The organism is Sphingopyxis sp. 113P3, assembly GCF_001278035.1.
Lineage (GTDB): Bacteria > Pseudomonadota > Alphaproteobacteria > Sphingomonadales > Sphingomonadaceae > Sphingopyxis.
Map to the genome: position 1 here is coordinate 167,354 of NZ_CP009453.1, position 19,693 is coordinate 187,046.

General features: G+C 63.8%; 21 protein-coding genes. 8 read left to right on the forward strand and 13 right to left on the reverse strand.

Features of this window, described 5'->3' with window-relative positions; genetic code table 11:
• Positions 1–14: 14 nt before the first annotated feature.
• Positions 15–2,798 (reverse strand): penicillin-insensitive murein endopeptidase, encoded by a 2,784-nt coding sequence (locus tag LH20_RS22260; RefSeq protein WP_083455646.1) that lies wholly within the window; start codon positions 2,796–2,798, stop codon positions 15–17.
• Positions 2,799–2,884: 86 nt separating this feature from the next.
• On the reverse strand, positions 2,885–3,454 hold the full coding sequence (locus LH20_RS22265) for a recombinase family protein (RefSeq protein ID WP_011607925.1): 570 nt from the start codon (positions 3,452–3,454) through the stop codon (positions 2,885–2,887).
• Between the two features lie 140 nt (positions 3,455–3,594).
• On the opposite strand from LH20_RS22265, the gene LH20_RS22270 reads away from it, so the two are divergent.
• Together LH20_RS22270 and LH20_RS22275 are read left to right on the forward strand one after the other, a co-directional pair.
• Positions 3,595–6,564, forward strand: coding sequence for a Tn3 family transposase (locus LH20_RS22270; RefSeq protein WP_053556553.1), 2,970 nt, complete (start codon positions 3,595–3,597; stop codon positions 6,562–6,564).
• Positions 6,565–6,837: 273 nt separating this feature from the next.
• Positions 6,838–7,035, forward strand: a complete 198-nt coding sequence (locus tag LH20_RS22275; RefSeq protein ID WP_019368240.1) for a hypothetical protein — start codon at positions 6,838–6,840, stop codon at positions 7,033–7,035.
• 42 nt (positions 7,036–7,077) lie between these two features.
• On the opposite strand, the gene LH20_RS22280 is transcribed toward LH20_RS22275, so the two are convergent.
• The 9 genes from LH20_RS22280 to LH20_RS22320 all read right to left on the reverse strand — a co-directional run bounded on the left by LH20_RS22280 (position 7,078) and on the right by LH20_RS22320 (position 13,946).
• A complete protein-coding gene (locus tag LH20_RS22280; protein ID WP_019368241.1) occupies positions 7,078–7,485 on the reverse strand; it encodes a DUF411 domain-containing protein in 408 nt (135 codons plus the stop codon).
• 91 nt (positions 7,486–7,576) lie between these two features.
• A complete protein-coding gene (locus tag LH20_RS22285) occupies positions 7,577–7,936 on the reverse strand; it encodes a DUF305 domain-containing protein (RefSeq protein ID WP_235527223.1) in 360 nt (119 codons plus the stop codon).
• A 96-nt stretch (positions 7,937–8,032) separates the two neighbouring features.
• A complete protein-coding gene (locus tag LH20_RS22290) occupies positions 8,033–8,590 on the reverse strand; it encodes a DUF305 domain-containing protein (RefSeq protein ID WP_037512963.1) in 558 nt (185 codons plus the stop codon).
• A gap of 77 nt (positions 8,591–8,667) precedes the next feature.
• A complete protein-coding gene (locus LH20_RS22295) occupies positions 8,668–9,396 on the reverse strand; it encodes a PepSY domain-containing protein (RefSeq protein WP_019368244.1) in 729 nt (242 codons plus the stop codon).
• A gap of 8 nt (positions 9,397–9,404) precedes the next feature.
• Positions 9,405–10,616 carry a copper resistance protein B gene (locus LH20_RS22300; RefSeq protein ID WP_026008900.1) on the reverse strand — a complete coding sequence of 404 codons (1,212 nt, stop codon included), beginning with the start codon at positions 10,614–10,616 and terminating at the stop codon, positions 9,405–9,407.
• A complete protein-coding gene (locus LH20_RS22305; RefSeq protein ID WP_019368246.1) occupies positions 10,613–12,604 on the reverse strand; it encodes a copper resistance system multicopper oxidase in 1,992 nt (663 codons plus the stop codon). The genes LH20_RS22300 and LH20_RS22305 overlap by 4 nt, the downstream gene beginning before the upstream one ends.
• A 60-nt stretch (positions 12,605–12,664) precedes the next feature.
• A complete protein-coding gene (locus LH20_RS22310; protein ID WP_019368247.1) occupies positions 12,665–13,240 on the reverse strand; it encodes an RNA polymerase sigma factor in 576 nt (191 codons plus the stop codon).
• Positions 13,237–13,677, reverse strand: coding sequence for a periplasmic heavy metal sensor (locus LH20_RS22315; RefSeq protein ID WP_019368248.1), 441 nt, complete (start codon positions 13,675–13,677; stop codon positions 13,237–13,239). Before LH20_RS22315 ends, LH20_RS22310 begins: the two co-directional genes overlap by 4 nt.
• The gene (locus LH20_RS22320; protein ID WP_019368249.1) at positions 13,674–13,946 is read right to left on the reverse strand and encodes a hypothetical protein; all 273 of its coding nucleotides are present in this window, start codon (positions 13,944–13,946) and stop codon (positions 13,674–13,676) included. Before LH20_RS22320 ends, LH20_RS22315 begins: the two co-directional genes overlap by 4 nt.
• Before the next feature lie 119 nt (positions 13,947–14,065).
• Between LH20_RS22320 and copC the strand changes: the two genes are divergently transcribed.
• The 6 genes from copC (at position 14,066) to arsH (ending at position 18,411) form a co-directional block, all read left to right on the forward strand.
• Positions 14,066–14,437, forward strand: coding sequence for a copper homeostasis periplasmic binding protein CopC (gene copC / locus LH20_RS22325; protein ID WP_019368250.1), 372 nt, complete (start codon positions 14,066–14,068; stop codon positions 14,435–14,437).
• Between the two features lies 1 nt (position 14,438).
• Complete coding sequence (gene copD / locus LH20_RS22330) at positions 14,439–15,368, forward strand: copper homeostasis membrane protein CopD (protein WP_019368251.1); 930 nt, start codon at positions 14,439–14,441, stop codon at positions 15,366–15,368.
• Between the two features lie 238 nt (positions 15,369–15,606).
• The gene (locus LH20_RS22335; protein WP_019368252.1) at positions 15,607–15,939 is read left to right on the forward strand and encodes an ArsR/SmtB family transcription factor; all 333 of its coding nucleotides are present in this window, start codon (positions 15,607–15,609) and stop codon (positions 15,937–15,939) included.
• Complete coding sequence (gene arsC, locus LH20_RS22340; RefSeq protein ID WP_173644882.1) at positions 15,900–16,379, forward strand: arsenate reductase (glutaredoxin); 480 nt, start codon at positions 15,900–15,902, stop codon at positions 16,377–16,379. Before LH20_RS22335 ends, arsC begins: the two co-directional genes overlap by 40 nt.
• The gene (locus LH20_RS22345; protein ID WP_019368254.1) at positions 16,379–17,665 is read left to right on the forward strand and encodes an arsenic transporter; all 1,287 of its coding nucleotides are present in this window, start codon (positions 16,379–16,381) and stop codon (positions 17,663–17,665) included. The genes arsC and LH20_RS22345 overlap by 1 nt, the downstream gene beginning before the upstream one ends.
• Positions 17,665–18,411, forward strand: coding sequence for an arsenical resistance protein ArsH (gene arsH, locus LH20_RS22350; protein ID WP_019368255.1), 747 nt, complete (start codon positions 17,665–17,667; stop codon positions 18,409–18,411). Before LH20_RS22345 ends, arsH begins: the two co-directional genes overlap by 1 nt.
• A gap of 310 nt (positions 18,412–18,721) precedes the next feature.
• Here arsH and LH20_RS22355 read toward each other — a convergent pair whose 3' ends face one another.
• The gene (locus tag LH20_RS22355; RefSeq protein WP_019368256.1) at positions 18,722–19,381 is read right to left on the reverse strand and encodes a hypothetical protein; all 660 of its coding nucleotides are present in this window, start codon (positions 19,379–19,381) and stop codon (positions 18,722–18,724) included.
• Between the two features lie 9 nt (positions 19,382–19,390).
• On the reverse strand, positions 19,391–19,591 hold the full coding sequence (locus LH20_RS22360; RefSeq protein ID WP_026008901.1) for a helix-hairpin-helix domain-containing protein: 201 nt from the start codon (positions 19,589–19,591) through the stop codon (positions 19,391–19,393).
• Positions 19,592–19,693 lie beyond the last annotated feature (102 nt).

Here is a 19,693-nt window from a genome sequence, read left to right on the forward strand (position 1 = left end):
GCCGCGCCGTTTGCTTATCCGCGATTACCGAAAGTCAGGTGCAGGTGGTTGTCGTGTCCCCTGTACGGCTTGGTCAGACCTTCGCGGACGAGGACCGGGTCATTGAAGAGCACCGTCATTCCGGGGTTACGCTCCTTCATGAACTCGATGTAGTTGCGCGTCTGTTCGCGATCATAGGACCGGCTCTCCCAGTTGGTGGGCTGGTTCGAACCGTCGTGTCGGAACGGTCGAACGTCGACCTGACGTCCGACCTCATGCGTGTCATGGCCTGGAAGGTCTCCCCCACCCCGCCGGCTGATGTCGCCAATGTTAACTGGCGAACCGCCGCGAGCGGACCATGCGGCCGACGACTGTGCCAGCTCGCTCACGAGCGACGCCGTGCCGTACTGCTGGCTCTGTGGCGAATAGCTCCTGAAACCTGCGCCTGATCGCGGCAAAGCCGTCTGCACCGGTCCGGCGCCGACATTGCCCCCGCCCATGCCAAGCTGGTTCTGGACCCAGTCAGAGGCTTCACCAATTCGCTCGCGAGCGCCCTCTATCAGCGGCGAAACGACAGGCATGGTCTCGATTAGCGATTGATGATTGCGATGGTCGACATGCGCCCCAAGATCTGCGCCGCGGCCGCGTGCGTCGCTCACCCGTCCGTCCAAGTCGAACCCTTCGCGCATTACACGAGCCGAGCCACCGAGAATCTGGTCCTGCACATCATCGGCAAGTCCCTGATCACGAGAGCTGGCGCGTACATCAACATCGGGCCCTTGGCCGCGCACGGCGGCTTGTTGCCGACCACCCCAGCCACGGACACCCTCGGCTGACGTGATCGACGGTCCGGTCAAGCCGGTGTCCAACCGATCGGGGATTCGCAGCCCCATCTCTTCGCGGGCATCGTTGATCTGCCTGTTGACGAAGTCGTTCAGCAGAATGTCGCGGACTTGGCGCTGTCCCTCTGTGCGAGGCATGACCATGCCCGGCGTCCACCCCTGCGAGGACAGGAGGGGATCGGCGCGAAGGCGTTCTTGCGCATACGTGACGAATTCCTGCGTGTCGTTCTGATTGAGGCTGTACCCGTTCGAGGAAGACTCGCGCAGATCGTCCGACACTCGCTTGAACGTCTCCTCGCTCATGGCCGCCTCTCGCGTGAGACCGCGCGACTCGGTGACGCCCGCCGACAGCCGTTCCGATAGGGACCGCACGCGGCTGTCCGAGCTGCTGCTGGTCTCCCGTTGGAAGTCGTCCCGCGCAGTGCGCGCCTGACTCGTATTGGTCTCACGGTAGAGATAATCTTTCAGCTCCGACAAAGCCTCCTCGGATGTGACAGTTCGCCCTGAATCTCTTGAGGCAGTGGTGGCTAACTTTGCTCCAAGAGCTGCGGAGGCGTTGGCACTCAGGCCGGGGATACTGTTGCCTGTTCCAGTACCGCCTGAGAGACCAACGGTGCCCTCCCCAATCATCTGCGAGGCGCGCGCAATCCGCTCCGAATCCGCTTCACTGAGACCAAACCGAGATTGCAGCCCACTCGAGATCCCACGGGACACGTCGTGCATTCGGCTCAAGCTGTTGTTGAAGCCAGATCCCGTTTCCGTTCCGCTCGATGCGCGCTGCTCGGCCGTCCGCAACAGATCCGTGCCGGTTTGCACCGTCGCCTGCCAGGATTCGGATGCCGATTGGCGCCGCGAGTCAACGAGCGACTGCCCTTCCGAGAGCGTCCGCGAAACCGCCGCATCGAAGCCGCTGGTCCGCGTCGGGGTGAACGCAAGGTTGGAGATACCTTGCCGGGTGTCATACGCATAATCCCCGTTCGCGAAGCCATGTTCGACCCCGCCGTCGGCATTGGTGAAGCTGCTGCTCGCGAACCCGCCCGTGATGTATGGCCGCTCATCCCACTTGTTCGCCTGACGCATGTTCGACGTCAGGTTCTGATAGGACATGTTGCCATAGCTGTAGTTGCCGGTGGTCCGCTCCGAAGCGGCCGCCTCGGCGGCGCTCTGTGCCGGCGCCAACATCGACGTCGCATGCCCGGCGATCGCCATCGCGCCGCGCGCCATCCCGGCGGCCAAGAACGGCACGCTCATCATCAGGAACCCGGCGACGGTCGCGATATCGTTGTTCACGGCCGTGATCCCGTCGACCACCAATAGCGTCGGTCCGGTAGGTGAAATAGCCGCATAGGAGCTGGCCGCCCTGTTCATCACGAACATGTGCAGGATGACGTAGAGCGGGCCCCAGCTGGCGAGATAGAAGAAGCCTGTCGCGTAGCCCTTCAGCGTCGAGATGCCAGTCCGCGGGAAAAGGAACAGCGGGAAAATCACCGGGAACATCGCGTAGAACACGACCTGCAGGACGATGCCGAGCAGCGGCACCCACGTCATCGCCTGCTGAGCGATCGACGTGTAGGTATTGCGGGCCTGGGCGTCAGCGCGCTGCGAAGCGTAGGCGTCCCACCCAGCGTCCGAAAAGCTCTCCCGCGCGGCAAGGAAAGCGTCGATCGTCGAGACCTGCTGCAGATACTGATATGCGTCGCCGCTCGTCCCGTGCATCGCCGCCGCGACCTGCGGGATATCGGCTTTCAGGCGCGCGAGAGCCGCAGAGTCGACCATCTTGGGATAGGACACCTTCGCCAGCTTCGTCGCGTCGATGTCGAGCAACGCGTTCCACTGCGCGGACATGCGACCGTAGGCGTCGTTGCAGGGGATGATGTACGAATCAACCGTACCGCCGGCAGTCTTCTCCAGCCACTTCTGTGCGCGGGCCGTGCTTCCAGGCCCGATGTCGCTCCACAGGTCCGACGAATTCGTCAGCTTGAGGGCATAGCGTGGAAAGTACGCTAAACAACGCTAAGCGAGAACGCATGGCGAACGCTCGATGCGAACGGACGGGCGCTTAATCAGGCGGGCCGTTCGATTCCCATCCTACGCATTTCGCGATAAATGGTCGATCGGCCGATGCCGAGTTGCCGCGCTGCTTCGGTAGGCGAGATACGAGCTTCGACCAGCTTGATGGCCGCATCCACTTTGGACATGTCCAGCGGCTGACGGCCAGGCTGTTTGCCCTTAGCACGGGCGGCGGCAATACCATCTCTGGTTCGCTCAGAAATCAGCCGTCGCTCAAAATGGGCGATGGCCCCAAACACATGGAAGATGAGCTCGCCGGCAGCTGACGAAGTGTCGATCTTTTCTTCAAGGCTCAGGAGCGCGATGCCCTGACCGCGTAGCGTCTCAACCGTGGTGAGAAGTTCGGCAAGCGAGCGCCCAAGCCGATCGAGGCGGACCACCGCCAGCGTGTCACCCTTGCGGGCATAGGCGATTAGCTCAGCCAGACCGGGCCGTTCCATGCTCTTACCTGAAATGACATCGGTGAAGATTTTGATGGCGCCAGCCTTCTCCAGACGCATGGTCTGGCCCGCAACGTCCTGATCGCCGGTGCTGACGCGGGCATAGCCCAGAATATCACCCATGCCGCACGTCTCCCAAACGGTCGTTCTGTGGACGCTATGGAGGGCAGCCGCTGCGCCCCACCCATATCCGTCCACATACTATGTCTCTTTACTCCTCGCTGTCCATAGGCCCAGATGACCTTTTGTGGACAGGAAACGGCATGACGAAGCGCAAGCATCAACTCCTGACCGAGAGCGAACGCGATCAGATACTCGCCATCCCGACCGATCGCGACCATTTGGCCCGGCTCTATACCTTCGAGCCTTCCGATATCGAGATCATCGGCGCGCGACGGGAGCGACGGAACCAGTTGGGCGTGGCGCTGCAACTCGCGCTCCTGCGGCACCCGGGCATCACGCTTGCGCAGTTGATACAGGACAGGGGAGCAATACCCCATGATCTCGCCGCTTTCGTCGCGGAGCAACTTGGTCTGCACGTAACCGAGCTGGCCAACTATGCGGCGCGGGATCAGACAATGACGGATCATGCCCGTGAGCTGGCGGCGCGTTTGGGGCTTCGGGGGCCAACCCGGGCCGATATTCCCTTCATGGTCGAGGCGGCCGCGAGAACGGCATGGGCGACCGACAAGGGGATGACGATTGCGATGGGCGTGGTCACCGCCCTGCGCGAGGCCCGGATTTTGCTGCCGTCCATCTCCACCATCGAACGCGCCAGCAGCGCGGGACGTGCCCGCGCGCGCAAGCAGGCCGCCCACGCCCTGATCGCCGATCTCAGCGCCGAACAGGTCCAGGCCCTCGATCAGCTCTTCGACGCCGCCGGCGGCATGAGCCATCTCGCCTTGCTTAAGACCATCCCCGTCGCGGCCAAGCCCGATCACGTCCGCCAGATCCTCGACCGTCTGAGGCAGGTGCGGAAGATCGGCATTTCCCCCGACGTCGCGGGCCGCATCCACGCGGACCGATTTCGGCAATATGTCAGGGAAGGCCGTGCGTCGCCTGCCTATATGATCGAGCGCTATATTCCCTCCCGGCGACGCGCCACGCTCGTTGCCTTCCTGCTCGATCTTGAAGAACGGCTGACGGACAGCGCCCTGGAGATGGCGGACAAGCTGATCGGCGGCATCTTCACCCGCGCGAAGAACGCCCAGGCGCGCAGCTATGCCGCCACGTCGAAGAACGTGGCCCGGCTGATGCTGATCTTCCGCAGGACGATCGACGCGCTCACCGATGCAGTCGATACTGGCGAAGATCCTATGGAGGTCCTGGATGCCTCAGTAGGATGGCACACCCTCCTGAAGGCCAGACCGGAAGTGGCGACGATCGCGGAAACCGCCAATCTTGATCCGCTGAGGGTCGCGGCCGACCGCTATGCGACGTTGCGCAAGTTCGCCCCTGATCTGCTTGAAGCGCTGCAGTTCAGGGCCGGAAAGGGCAGCGCGAAAACGATTGCCGCTATCGAGATGCTGCGCGACCTCAATAGGTCGGGCAAGCGCGATCTGCCTGCCGACGCTCCGATGCCCTTCCGCAAGGAATGGCAGAAAATCGTCATGGGCGATGACGGCAAGATCAATCGGCGGCTCTGGGAAATCGCGACTATCGCGCATCTGCGCAACAAGCTGCGCTCCGGTGATGTCTGGGTGGAACGATCGACGGGATACCGCCAGTTCGACAGCTACCTGCTAAGCGAACCGAAGGCCAAGCCGATCGTGTCGGCTCTTGGTCTGCCACCCACAGCCGGCGAATGGCTCGAACAGCGGGGCCGCGAACTGGACTGGCGGCTGAAGAAATTCGCCCGGAGCCTGAAGCGCGACGCTCTGGAGGGTGTGCGATACCGCGACGGCCGCCTCCAGATATCCCCCGTTCGCACGATCGCAACGCCCGACGCCGAAGCCCTGGCCGACCGGCTCGATGCGATGATGCCACGCATCCGTATCACCGAACTGCTACATGAGGTGGCGCAGGAAACTGGCTTTCTTTCGGCGTTCACCAACCTGCGCACCGGCGAGCTATGTCCCAATGAAAATGCGCTGCTCGCCACGATCCTCGCCGACGCCACCAATCTCGGCCTGTCGCGCATGGCCGCCGCGAGCCAGGGCGTCACGCGCGATCAACTCCTATGGACCCATGACGCCTATATCCGCGACGAGAGCTACCGCGCGGCGCTCGCCGTCCTCATCAACGCGCACCACCGCCTGCCATTCTCGCGGGTATGGGGCGACGGCACAACGTCCAGTTCCGATGGTCAGTTCTTCAGGGGCGCGAAGCGCGGCGCATCGGGCGGCGACATCAACGCCCGCTATGGCGTCGATCATGGCTTCAGCTTCTACACCCATGTTTCCGATCAGCGCGGGCCCTACCACGTCAATGTGATCTCGGCCGCCACGCATGAAGCGCCCTATGTCCTCGACGGCCTCATCAGCCATGGCACCGATCTCAGGATCGTCGAGCATTACACCGACACCGGCGGAGCGACCGATCATGTCTTCGCCCTGTGCGCGATGCTGGGATTTCGCTTCTGCCCGCGCCTGCGCGACTTTCCGGACAGGCGGCTTGCGCCGATCGCGCCGGTTTCGGCCTATCCGTCCATCGCCCCGTTGTTGGGCAAGCGTATCCGCACCGACATCATCAATGAACAATGGGACGACGTGCTGCGCCTCGTGGGGTCGATCAAGGCTGGCCACGTCGCGCCGTCGGTCATGCTGCGAAAGCTCGCCGCCTACGAACGGCAGAACCAGCTCGACGTCGCACTACAGGAGATCGGCAAGATCGAACGGACCCTGTTCATGCTGGACTGGCTTGAAAATCCCGATCTGCGCCGGCGATGCCATGCCGGCCTTAACAACAGCGAGCAGCGCCATGCCCTGACGCAAGCGATCTACACCTTCCGCCAGGGCCGCATCATCGACCGCAGCCATGAAGCTCAACAATATCGGGCATCAGGCCTCAACCTAGTCATCGCGGCGATCGTCTATTGGAACACGATCTACATGGCCGACGCCGCCCAGCATCTGCGATCGGCAGCGGCCCCGGTCCCCGATGATCTGCTTGTCCATACGTCGCCGGTTGGCTGGGAGCATATTGCCTTTTCCGGCGATTTCCTCTGGGATCGAGCCGCCGCTTCCGCTGGCCGCAAGGCCCTCAATCTTCCGCCGGACAGCCGCGCCGCCTAAGCGTTCCTCGGTTGTTCTCCCTTAGCGTTGTTTAGCGTACCTTCCACGCTATGCCCTCCACGAAGGCCCCGCAACAAGCAGCCTGCTCGACGCCCTGCATGGCAGTTCAGAGTGAAGCGTTGGCGCAGACCGGACCTAACGCTCCGATCCGCATCGCGCTCAAACCACTACCTGTTGCGGGATTGATGGGAATGCCCGTTCCGCCTGCAACACCCCCTCCGCGAGCTGTGTGACGATCCGAACTACCCACACATTCAATCGACGGAGTTACCAATGACCAAGTTCAAGTTGATCGGCGCTGCCCTGGCGCTGGCGATCCCCGGCGTTGCATTCGCGGCCGATGCCGGCTGCTGCGGCGCGGACAAGACCTGCTGCAAGGACGGCAGCGACTGCTGCAAGAAGGATTGCTGCGCGGACATGAAGAAGGGCGGCGATCACGCTGGCCACGACATGTCGGGCATGAAGCACTGATCTGACGGCGGGCGGGAGCGGTTCATCGCTCCCGCCAGCTACCTAACCATGCCGGGCATAGACGCGGCGACCGCCCGGGCCGAACGCGATGACGGAGAAGGGCTGGGCCTTCATGCCCGCTACCTCCATGCCGGGCGACCCGAGCGGCATCCCGCCGACTGCCAGCCCACTGACGCCTTTGGGACGCTGCGCCAGAACGCGCTTCATGTCAGCGATCGGAACATGGCCCTCGAAGGCCATGCCGTCGACGATGGCGGTATGACAGGATAGCTGATCCGCCGGGACGCCGACGCGACGCTGCAAAGCGCCGCGATTGGCATCGTCGATGATCCGCACCTTGCGGCCGAACTGCTGGCGGACCTGCTCAGCCCACTTCTCGCAGCAACCACACCCCGGATCGCGGTGCATGGCAATGTCGGCTGCGGCCATCGCGGTCGCGGGAAGCCCCATCAACAAGGCGGCTATCGCAGCACGAAAAGGTCGGCTCATCATCGGCTCTCCAATAGCTGACTTGTGTCGCCCAAAGGCGAGGGCGGGTCGGTTACTGCGGGTTCTTGCCCATTTTGCGAAGCATGGCGTTCAACGTCGCGATCTCACGGTTCTGGCTGTCGATCGTCTTCTGCGCCTCACGACGGATTTCATTCCGGGTACTGCGAAGTGCCGTCTGCGACATCGTGATCGCGCCGCGGTGATGCTCGATCATCTGACGAATCCACGTCTCGCCGGCGTCGGCACCCTTTGCCGCCATCATCCGCTCGTGCATCTTCATCATGTCGGGGCCGTAGGGATTGGCCGCGCTCGGCTGCATCATGCCTGCATGGTTCATTCCCTGATGATCCATCCCCTGATGCCCGGTCTGCTGCGCCAATGCCGGGGCGGCGGCGAACAGGGCGGCGGTCATGATCGCGATTGTCTTCATGTCTGATTTCTCCACGTTACCCCCGCCGATGCGAAAAGGTACGTGCACCAGCACGCCACCCCTCAACCAACGGTAAATCTATCGGACCGGCTGCAAGGTGTTGATGCCGGTGCTCTGATCCGTCTCGGGGGGCGGGGGCGGCACCTGCCGGTCGCGATAGGAAGGCAGGTCCGGCGCGTTCGGGGGCGTGGGGTTCGCTTCCAGTCGGGCGATCATCCGCTTCATCTGCGTAATTTCGCGAACCTGGGCGTCGATGATGCCGTCAGCGAGCTTACGCACTTCCGGGTCTTTGATGTGTGCCCGTTCGCTCGTCATGATCGCGATCGAGTGGTGCGGGATCATCGCCTTCATGTAGGCAACGTCACCGACTGTGTCCTGGCTGCGGACAAGCCACAGCGCGCCGGTGAACACGATGACGGCGCCTGCCACGATGCCGAGATTGGCGCGGCGGTTCGGGTACATGCCCCACATGAAACCGAGCATGATGATCGCCATCACGGCACCCATGACGATCGCCATCCACGTCCGGGTCTGACTGTACTCGACGTGGCTCAGGGCATAGGTGTTCAGGTACATCAACCCGAACATCACGACGGTCGATGTCGCTATCATGGCGGCGAACCGCCCGTAGCTCATGCCCATCCCGCCACCCTGGCCGGATCGGTGCTGGTCGTGGTCCATCGCTCGTTCTCCTTTGGCACCCCCCAAAGAAACTACGCGGCGGTTCGGGCTGTCCCTTGCACTTTTCTCCGCCTGCGTCGCGGCCAGCGCATGAACAGGAGGATCGCACCCGCGACGCCGAACACGAGGCCACCCGCCGCAAAGGCCATCAGCCACGGCGTGTTGAAGCGTTCGTGCTCGGTCCAGTCCATGATATGGAGGCCCCAGAAGAAGTCGTAGAGCCGCCACGTTCCGGTACGCACCGAGGTCAGCCGGCCGGTTTCCGCCGACACGTAGATGCGCGTCGCATCTTTGTCAGGGAACGATGCGCGCCATGCGGGAAGGCTGCCGCGATATTCGGTGCTCGGGCGCTCCACCCGCTCCATCGTCGGAACTGCGGGTCCGCCTCGATAGGCCCTGCCGGCGATGGCCGCCGCGGCCCTCATGTCGATCGGTGGGAGCGGCGCAGCCGTCCGGGCGTCGAGCAACCGGATTTTGCCATCGGCAAGCTGCGCCTCAACGACGGGTCGGCCGAGCAGCATCCGGTGTTGAAGCTGACGGACAGGCACGCCGGCATTCGCGAGCAGGGCAGGAACGGGTGCAAAGGTTTGGTCGATCGACAGCGCCGGCTCGGCATTGCGATCGATCCGGTGATCGCCGTGAACCGTGTCGATCGGCAGCAGGCTCATAATGAGTCCGCTGGTGAACCATACGATCACCTGCGCCCCGATCAGGAGAGCAAGCCAGCGATGGACCTTGCTCGCCCCGATGTGGAGGCGCAACCGCGGGCTCAGAACCAGGTCCTCACGCCAGCGACGAAGCTGAACCCGCCGGTGTCACCGCCGCGTGCCCGCGTGAAGCGCGCGGTGTCGCCGAACTGCCGTTCCCACGACACGCCGATATACGGCGCCAGCTCGCGCCGGCCTTCATACCGAAGCCTCAGGCCTGCCTCCAGATCGGTAAGCCCCGACCCGGTGCCTGTCTCCGGCACGTCCTGCGCAGAGAAGTTGGCTTCGACCCTTGGCTGAAGCGTGAAATAATTGGTGATGCGCTGATCGTAATAGCCCTCAGCACGACCCAGCACCTCGCCCTTGTTCGACAGGAACAGCGCACCTTCTACCTCGAACCAGTAAGGTGCCAGCCCCTCGATACCCACGGTCGCATAGGTCCGGGAAGGGTTGGGTTTGATGTCGTAGCGGACGCCCGCCTGGAGGTTCCAATAGGGGTCGAGTGCATGGCTGTAGAGCGCCTGAACCTCGGCGCTGTCGAGCGACTTGCCGAAACTGCCTTCGCCCTCCGACTTCAGCCACAGGCGATCAATGTCGCCTCCGACCCACGCCTCGCCATCCCAACGATACCCGTCGCTACCCTTGCGAGCCTGGTACTCGGCCAGATTGAAGAGCACCTGATAGTAGGTCATCCCGCCATGCTCGCGACGCAGATCGTCCTCGCGGGAGGTCGCCATCGCCTTCGCACCCCAGAAACGATCGGCAAGATGATCGCCGGAGGGAGCGGGTGCGGGCTTATTGCCGGGGGGCAGGTCGGTCCCGACTTTAGCGCCGCCCTGATCGCCGTTCATCGCCATGCCCGGCATCGCGTTCATGTCGTGGCCGGCGTGTTGGTCCTGCGCCGTTCCTGCCGGGGCACCCATGCCGGGCATGGCCGACATATCGTGGCCCGCGTGCGGGTTCGAGGCGGGGGCCGACTGCTGGCCGCCCATGTCCATCCCCTGCATCCCGCTCATATCGTGACCGGCGTGCGGGTCAGTCGCCGGAGCTTGGGCCTGCGCACGTCGGGACGCCGTCTTTCTGGCAGGTGCCTTGCGCTTGGATGCCGGCTTCGCGGCGGCTTTCCGCGCGGGTTTCGGGGCGGCCTTGGCGGCAGGCTTGGCCGGCATGGTCATGCCCGGCATGTCGTGCATGGAATGGTCCATGCTCTGTGCGAAGGCAGGAACAGCGATGATCGCTGATGCCAAACCGGCAAGGAGGATCGACCGGCTCATGCTGCGGCCTCCCCGGCCTTGCGGACCTGGACGACACGCATCATGCCCGCGTGCATGTGGTAGAGCATGTGGCAGTGGAACGCCCAGTCGCCTTCCTCTCCCGTCACGTCCCAACTGACAGTTCCGCCCGGTTGGACCAGCACAGTATGCTTTCGGGGCGCATAGGCGCCTTTCCCCGTCACCAGCTCGAAGAAGTGACCGTGAATGTGGATCGGGTGGCCCATCATCGTGTCGTTGATGAGGGTGACGCGCACCCGCTCGCCATGCAGCAGCGTGATCGGATCGGGGTTCTCTGACAGCTTTTCGCCGTCGAAGCCCCACATGTAGCGTTCCATGTTGCCGGTGAGGTGAAGCTTGATCTCGCGCTCTGGTGCCCGCGTATCGGGGTTGCGGTCGAGCGCCATCAGATCGCGATAGGTCAGCACGCGGTGGCCGACATTCTCCAGCCCCTGACCCGGATCGCCGGTGCGGTCCACCGGCATAGCCGAGATGGTCTGAACGCCCGGCCCCTTCTTCACCTCCGGTGCCTTCGAGAAGTCGCGCATGTTCATGTTGCCCATGTCCATGCCACCCATGTCCATGCCGGCCATCGACTGATCGCCTGCCATGCCGGGCATTGCGCCCGAGCCATGATCCATCCCGGCCATCGTGCCGCTTTGACCCTGCGGCATCGCCATTCCGGCCATCCCTCCGGCAGCGGCAGCGGCCGTGCCGTGGTTCATCTGGGAATGATTCATCCCCTGCATCGAGCCGGCACCGGCACCATGGTTCATCGCGCTATGGTCCATGCCCGCCATCGAACCGGCCTGCGCGCCCGCCGCACCGTTCCCCATGCCTTGCATGGCGCCGTGATCCATGGTGCCCATGTCGTGGCCGCCCATGCCCATGTCCTTCATGGTCGCGAGCGGACGCTTGCGGAGGGGAGGAACCTCGGCAGCCATGCCCTCACGCGGCGCGAGCGTGGCCCGGGCTTGGCCAGAGCGGTCAACACTTTCGCCGACGAGCGTGTACGCGCGCATGTCGGGAGGCGTAACGATCGCATCATAGGTTTCGGCGGGACCGAACTGGAACTCATCGATCTGGACCGGCCGCACGTTCAGGCCGTCCGCTGCGACGATCGTCATCGGCAGGCCCGGAATGCGGACGTTGAAGGTCGTCATGGACGATGCGTTGATGAAGCGGAGCCGGACCCGCTCGCCGGGCTTGAACAGCGCGGTCCAGTTGTCGCGCGGCCCATGACCGTTGACCAGATAGGTGTAGGTCGATCCGGTCACGTCGGCGACGTCAGCTGGGTCCATCCGCATCTTGCCCCACATCAACCGCTCTTTGAGCGGCTGATCCTTGCCCGCGAGCAAGCCGGCCAAGGTCTGGCGCTGGCGGTTGAAATAGCCCGACTCCTTCTTGAGCCGGTCGAACAGGTAATGCGAATGCTGGAAGCTGTGATCGGATAGCACGATGACGTGCTCGCGATCGAACTGCACCGGGTCCGGGTCCTTGGGATCGATCAGGATCGGCCCGTAGTGACCGTCCTGTTCCTGAAGCCCCGAATGGCTGTGATACCAGTAAGTGCCGCTCTGGATGATCGGAAATTCGTAGGTGAAGGTCGAGCGCGCTGGAATGCCGGGAAAGCTGATGCCAGGAACACCGTCCATCTGAAACGGCACCAGCAGGCCGTGCCAGTGGATCGAGGTTTCTTCGTCCAGGTCGTTGACGACATGAAGGCGCACATTCTGGCCTTCGCGCAGGCGGATCAGCGGTGCCGGCACGGTGCCGTTGATGCCAATCGCGTGGCTTTCCCGCCCGTCGATCATCATCTTCTGATGCGCGACCCTCAGCGTAATGTCCTCGCCCGAGACGGTCGGCAACGGTTTGGCGATACCAGCGGAAACGGATTGCGCCCACGCCGGCATATAGGCCGACAGGGCAAGGCCGCCTCCCGCCATGGTGGCACCGCGCAGCACTTGGCGGCGATCGAGAACGCGCGACATCGAAGCTCCTCAAGGGTCGGGCCGCGATCGGCCCTCACCCCTTCTACGCGTCTCGCCCGATCATCCCTTAGCCGCGTTCAACTTTTCCATGAGCTGCGCCCGCGCGCGATAAAGGCGGGTTTCGACCGCCTTCTGGCTGATACCCAACACCTCGGCCGTCTCCGCCTGGCTCAAGCCCTCGATCGTCCGCAGCACCAGCGGCTCCTTCAGATTGACCGGCAACGTCGAGATAGCGCGCGTCACCCGATCAAGCTCCTGGCGATCGGCTGCACTGTCATCGATCGGCACGGCGTTGTCGGGAAGGGTGTCAGCCTGATCCTCCGCCGCGAAGCCGAAGGACAGAAAACGGCGAACGGCGCGCTTCCTCGCCCAATCCCGGCATTTGTTGATCGCGATCGTCGACAGCCATGCCTTCATCGCGCGCTGCGTGTCGTAGCGCGGCAACGCCTGATGCGCGGCAACAAAGGTTTCCTGAACCAGATCAAGCGCTTCATCGGTTTCGCCTACAGAGGCACGCGCGAGCCGAAAAACCGGCTGACGGTAACGGCGCATGATTTCCGCAAAGGCCGCCTGACGGCCGGCGATACTGAGCGTCGCCAGTTCGCCGTCAGACAATGCGGTCCAGTCGATGCTCACCCCTGACCGTCGGTGAGTGCCTTCACCACCGCGGCATCAAATTGGGAGGTCTGATCGGGTCGCAGCAACTGCCGCATGGCGAAGATATGCGCGAGCGTCGCCTTTTGCAGCTCGCCCATCGCCGCATGGCTCTGGTCCACCGCGGCTGCGACCTTGAGGCCATTGCCATGTTCGGTTTGGATCGCCTCGGCGAGCCGGGTGTTGGCAGCGCGCATTTCGAGCTCGAGCGCACGCCGCTGCATCGCGAAGCGATCTTCCAGCACCTTCAACCGTGCCTGCTGGCCGTCGTCGAGCGTCAGCTTGTGGTGCAATACGTCATGCAGCGCGGCACCTGGCTGCTTGGGCTGCGGCAACAGCGCCCGCCCGACGAACACGCCTCCGATCGCGGCCAGAAAGGCGAGCACGACACCGAGAACGATGCGCGTCGTCGAGGTCATTGCTCACCCAGGAGCAAGGAGGAAGGCGCAAGCGGCGACGCTCCGCCAAGCGGGGCCAGGGAAACGGTCGGGCGGGCAGCGACGGGCAGCTCGGCTCCGACGATGCCGATCGCAAGCGCCGCTGCCGTCACTACGCCAAGACCGATGCCGGCCTGCCGCACGACGGGCCGCGAGCCGATCCGTGCAAGTACCCGCGTCTCGATGCCGTCCAGCGCGGCAGGGGCGGGTGCGCCCGCCAGCCTCGCCAATGCTCTGTCCAGTTCGTCCATGCTTTCCACTCCACCCCACTAGCATTTCATACGCAGGATTGCCCGACATCCCTCATCGGGCGGCTAAGGGGTGCGCGACCGGGGCGCGTAGATAGGGCACGAACCCACGGAGTAATCTCATGCGTAGCATCTTCCTCCCTACCGCCCTCGCCCTTCTCGGCATCGCCAGCGCAGCGCAGGCTCATCCGAAACTCGTGACAGCCTCGCCGACCGCGAATGCGACCGTCGACAAGCCTGCCCGTATCGAGCTGCGTTTCAGCGAAAAGCTGATGCCGAAGTTCTCCGGCGCCGATCTCATGATGACCGGACATGGCGGGGCAACGCACGCGCCGATGAAGATCACGACGACGGCAGCCGTCGCCGGTGACGGCAGCACGCTTGTCCTTACGCCCAAGGCGCCGCTCGCTCCGGGCCGCTACACCGTTGCATGGCATGTCGTGTCGAGCGACACCCACCGCGTCGCCGGCAACTACACCTTCGCGGTCAAGTGACGTGGAAACCGACTGGCCGCTGATCGCTGTACGCTTCGCGCTCTTTCTGGCGCTGGGCGGGCTGTTCGGCCTGTCGGCATTCGGCCTCTACGGCCTCAAGGGACGCGAGCGCGCCAGCGCGCTCGCGTTGCGCCTCTGGCTCGTCGGTCTCGGTTTGCTGGGCCTTCTGCTCTCCGCCATCGCACTCGCGCTACTCGCTGCGGCGATGGCGGGCACACCGCCCTGGCCAATCGATCGCGAGGCGATCGGAATGCTGCTTTCCGGGTCGACCATAGGCACGGCATGGGAAGCACGCATGACCGCGCTGGTCGTGGCGTCGGTCGCCGCCTTGGCGGCGGCCGGACGTGCGCCTCTCCTCGGCGTCGTGGTGATCGCCAGCGCTGTGGCGCTGGCGACACTCGCCTGGACCGGGCACGGTGCGATGGATGAGGGCGCAAAAGGCTGGGCTCACCTCCTTGCCGATATTCTCCACCTGCTCGCAGCCGGTGCTTGGGTCGGGGCGCTGTTTGGCCTTGTCCTGCTTGTGGCTCGCCCTACCCGCCGGGCCGACGCGGCTCATCTGACGCTTACGCATCGTGTACTGCACGGGTTCGGCCTGGTCGGTACGATCGTGGTCGGCACCATTATCGTTACCGGCCTCGTCAATACATGGCTGCTAGTCGGTGTAGGCAACCTTCCAAAGCTCGCCACATCCCTTTACGGCCAGCTCCTGCTCGCCAAGCTCGTCTTGTTCGGCGCGATGCTGGTGCTGGCATCGCTCAATCGCTTCCGGCTGACGCCCGCATTGGAGCAAGCGCTGCCGGGTAGCGATCAACGCGGCGCACTCAGCGCTTTACGGCGCAGCCTCGGGATCGAGGCGGTCAGTGCCATTACGATCCTCGCGCTCGTCGCATGGCTGGGAACGCTCGAACCACCCATGTCGGCGATGTGAAGAGTAGGGCGACCGATCAAGGTCGCCCGACGCCACTTACGCGACCATCTTCTCGCATTCTTCCGCGCAACCTTTCAGCCGAAGGGCCGGCAAGGTCATGCAGCCCTTCCCAACTGGGATCGAGTTTTGGGACGCCCTTAGTCCTCCCGAAACCCGTTGCGGGTGAGTGGCGAGACACGTGATCTACCAACAGGCGCGAGACAATAGCGTTAACCGATATATCTGCTATGCTGGATATATGGAAATCGATTCGGCAATCGCTGCTCTTGGTGCGCTCGCACAGGGAACACGGCTCGATGTGTTTCGCTTGCTGGTTCGCCATGAACCGACCGGACTGGCGGCCGGTGAAATCGCCCGTCAGCTTGACGTGCCGCAAAACACTATGTCGGCGCACCTCGGTATCCTCGCCCGCGCCGGCTTGGTCCGATCCGAACGGCATAGCCGGTCGATCATCTACCGCGCCGATCTGGGCGGCCTGCGCGCGCTGACCCTGTTTCTCGTCAAGGACTGCTGCGCCGGCTCGCCCGAACTATGTGTGCCGCTCCTCGCCGAACTCGCCCCTTGCTGCTGAAAGGACGCCCCTTGGCCATTGATATCGTCATCTATCACAACCCTGCGTGCGGCACGTCACGCAACGCCCTCGCCATGATCCGCAATGCCGGCATCGAACCGCATGTGGTCGAGTATCTGAAAACCCCGCCCGCACGCGCGCTGCTGGTCGAGCTGATCGACCGCGCCGGCATGACGCCTCGCGAGCTGCTGCGCGAGAAGGGAACCCCCTATGCGGAGCTGGGCCTAGGCGACACGTTCCTGTCCGACGACGCGCTGGTGGACGCGATGATGGCGCATCCGATCCTCATCAACCGGCCGCTGGTCGTCTCGCCGCTCGGCGTGAAGCTGTGCCGCCCTTCCGAAGCCGTCCTCGATCTGTTGCCGAGTGGCCAGCTTGCCGCGTTTGCCAAGGAAGACGGCGAACAGGTGGTTGATGCTTCGGGCCAGCGCGTCGCCTGATGCTTCTTGCCGTCCTGATCTTCGTCGCGACGATCGCGCTCGTCATCTGGCAACCCAAAGGCCTCGGCATCGGGTGGAGCGCGATAGGCGGGGCCGTCGTGGCGCTGCTCGCAGGCGTCGTCACCTTGTCCGACGTGCCGGTAGTATGGGGCATCGTCTGGAACGCGACGGCCGCGTTCGTTGCGATCATCGTCATCAGCCTGTTGCTGGATGAAGCCGGGTTCTTTGAATGGGCGGCGCTGTACGTCGCCCGCTGGGGCGGGGGGCATGGTCGTCGGCTGTTCGTCCTGACCGTGCTGCTCGGCGCGGCGGTGTCCGCGCTATTCGCCAATGATGGTGCGGCGCTGATCCTGACACCGATCGTCATCGCCATGCTGCGGGCGCTGGGGTTCAAGGACAAGGCGACGCTGGCTTTCGTCATGGCGGCCGGGTTCATCGCCGACACCGCAAGCCTGCCGCTGGTCGTGTCGAACCTCGTTAACATCGTGTCGGCTGACTTCTTCAAGATCGGGTTCGGTGACTATGCAGCCGTGATGGTGCCGGTCGATCTGGTGTCGATTGCCGCCACACTGGGCGCGCTGCTGATCTTCTTTCGACGTGATATACCGCGAAATTACGACGTGGCCGCGCTGCGTGCGCCCGGTGCCGCAATCCGCGACACCACGACCTTCCGCGCCGGATGGATCGTCCTTGCCCTGCTGCTCGCCGGCTTCTTTCTGCTGGAACCGCTCGGCGTCCCGGTCAGCGCCGTAGCCGTTGCCGGCGCGATCTTGCTGCTGGTGACTGCGGGGCGAGGCCATGTCATCCAGACCGGCAAGGTGCTGCGCGGCGCGCCGTGGCAGGTCGTCATATTCTCGCTCGGCATGTACCTGGTCGTCTATGGCCTGCGGAACGCGGGCCTGACCGATCATCTGGCGGCGCTGCTCGACCGCCCCGCCCAAGGCGGGGTGTGGGGCGCGGCGCTGGGAACGGGCGTGATCGCGGCCGTCTTGTCGTCGATGATGAACAACATGCCGACCGTGCTGTTAGGCGCGCTCTCGATCGACGCGACCCACGCGACGGGCGCGATCAGGGAAGCAATGATCTACGCCAACGTGATCGGCTGCGATCTCGGCCCCAAGCTGACGCCGATCGGCTCACTCGCCACGCTGCTGTGGCTGCACGTCTTGGGGCAGAAGGGCGTGCGGATCGGATGGGGCTATTATTTCCGGGTCGGGGTCACGCTCACCGTGCCCGTCCTGCTCATCACCCTTGCCGCGCTCGCGCTGCGGATCGGACTTACCTGATGCCCCTTCGCGACCTTGCCGACCCCGAATATCTGCCGGCACTCGATACCGCCTATGCCATCCAGCGGCCGGCGCTGGGGCTGGGCGCGATCGATCCGGCGCCGCGTATTCTCCTGCTCTATGGCTCGCTGCGCGAACGATCCTATTCCCGGCTGTGCGTCGAGGAAGCGGCGCGTCTGCTCCGCTTTTTCGGCTGCGAAACGCGCCTCTTCGATCCGTCCACCCTCCCGCTACCTGATCAGCACGCTGGCGACGATCACCCGGCCGTCCATGAGTTGCGCGAGCTATCGATGTGGTCGGAAGGGCAGGTATGGTGCAGCCCCGAACGGCACGGACAGATCACCGGCATCATGAAGTTGCAGATCGACCACTTGCCGCTCTCGATGGGTGGGATGCGTCCGACGCAGGGCCGCACGCTCGCCGTGATGCAGGTGTCGGCCGGGTCGCAGTCGTTCAACAGCGTCAACACGCTGCGCGTGTTGGGCCGATGGATGCGGATGGTGACGATCCCCAACCAATCGAGCATCGCTAAGGCGTTCAACGAGTTTGACGACGCCGGTCGCATGAAGCCGTCTAGCTATTACGATCGGATCGTGGACTTGATGGAGGAACTGGTGCGCTTTACCGTCCTGCTGCGCCCCCACACCGTCCAGCTTATCGATCGCTACTCGGAGCGCAGGGAGGCCGGGATGCCGATCAATCCGGCCACGGACCTGTCGAACATCGCGACCGCGCCACAGTCCTGACGCCTTTCTCGATTGGGAACCCGTAGCGAGACAGCCGGGGAGTTTGCGCTGATCGCGCGCGTCGCGACTGCACGGTTTTCCCAAGTCTGTTCCCCAATGGGTTTTCCCAACATGGCCAGTTGAAGATGGAGAAACGGGACGATCCGCAAACGTGCGTATGTGTGACGGAGCGCCTGTCCGGCTCGATCGGCATCGAGCGGTGTCACCTAACCCGTCACGCAATCTATGCACCTCAATCGGTTCCGGCTCGGGGCGGAATGACACGCTAAGGACCGATCCTTAGACCCCGTGCCGGCTGCGCCCCCTCCAGTCAGGTCGGCGTCGCGTCGGGAGGGGGGCCTTGCGCGATCGACCATTCTCTACCGGTCCTGGCCTGAAGCCGCTCGACGATCTTTTGACCTCGCTCGGCGAATATCTCGTCGAGCGCATCGACGAGCTTCGTCCAGTCGTTCGACCCTCCGATATAGAACCCGAAGCGGAAGCCTAGATTGACGATGAAGCGCCCTTCATCCTCCTGGATCTCCATTTCATCGTTGACGGAATCGTGTTCTGCAACATGGGCATATCGCTTGTTCCGCATATCGATGATTTCGTCATGGGCGCTGCGCAACGCCTCGGGCAGCGCGTCGCGAGCGAAGCCGCTGCCGCTCCCTCCGGTGTGAAGCCGGACATAGGTGGCGACGAAGGCGGTCGTTAGCATGTCCAATTCGAGGAACGCGGCCATATCCGCCTTGAAACGATAGACGGCCAGCTTGTCCCTGATGTGCTTCAGGACCGTCACGTGGTAGAAGGACAGCGATAGTCGCGAGAGCTGTTTCAGCTCCTTGTCGGCGGCTTCCAAGACTTTGCGACCGTCCTCGGCACGCGCGTAGATCGCTTCTTGCCATTCTCGCGGCAGATACTGGATCGCCTCTTCGGGTACGACATAATAGGCGCCATCGTCGTCGTCATCTGCGTCCGTGTCACTCATGCTCGTCTCTCAATTCGCGTCGCCCACGGTAAGGGCCGCGCTGCTGCCGTCGACCTTTCCGGCAAGTCCGGGCACTTCCTCCAGTTGGCGCAAATCGCTGAAGCCGCCGCGCTCCTCGCGGTAGCGCACGATCTCCGGGCCATGCCCATTGAGACCCGGAACAGCGTCGAGTTCTGCGGCGCTGGCGGTATTGACGTTGGTGGCGGGCATCGTGATCTCCTTGAACGCGCATCGTGCCATCTGTCGCGACGGTCGCAAGAGGAACCGTCCCCCGCGTTGCGGCGAATGGTTCAACTCTCCTGTTCCCCTTTC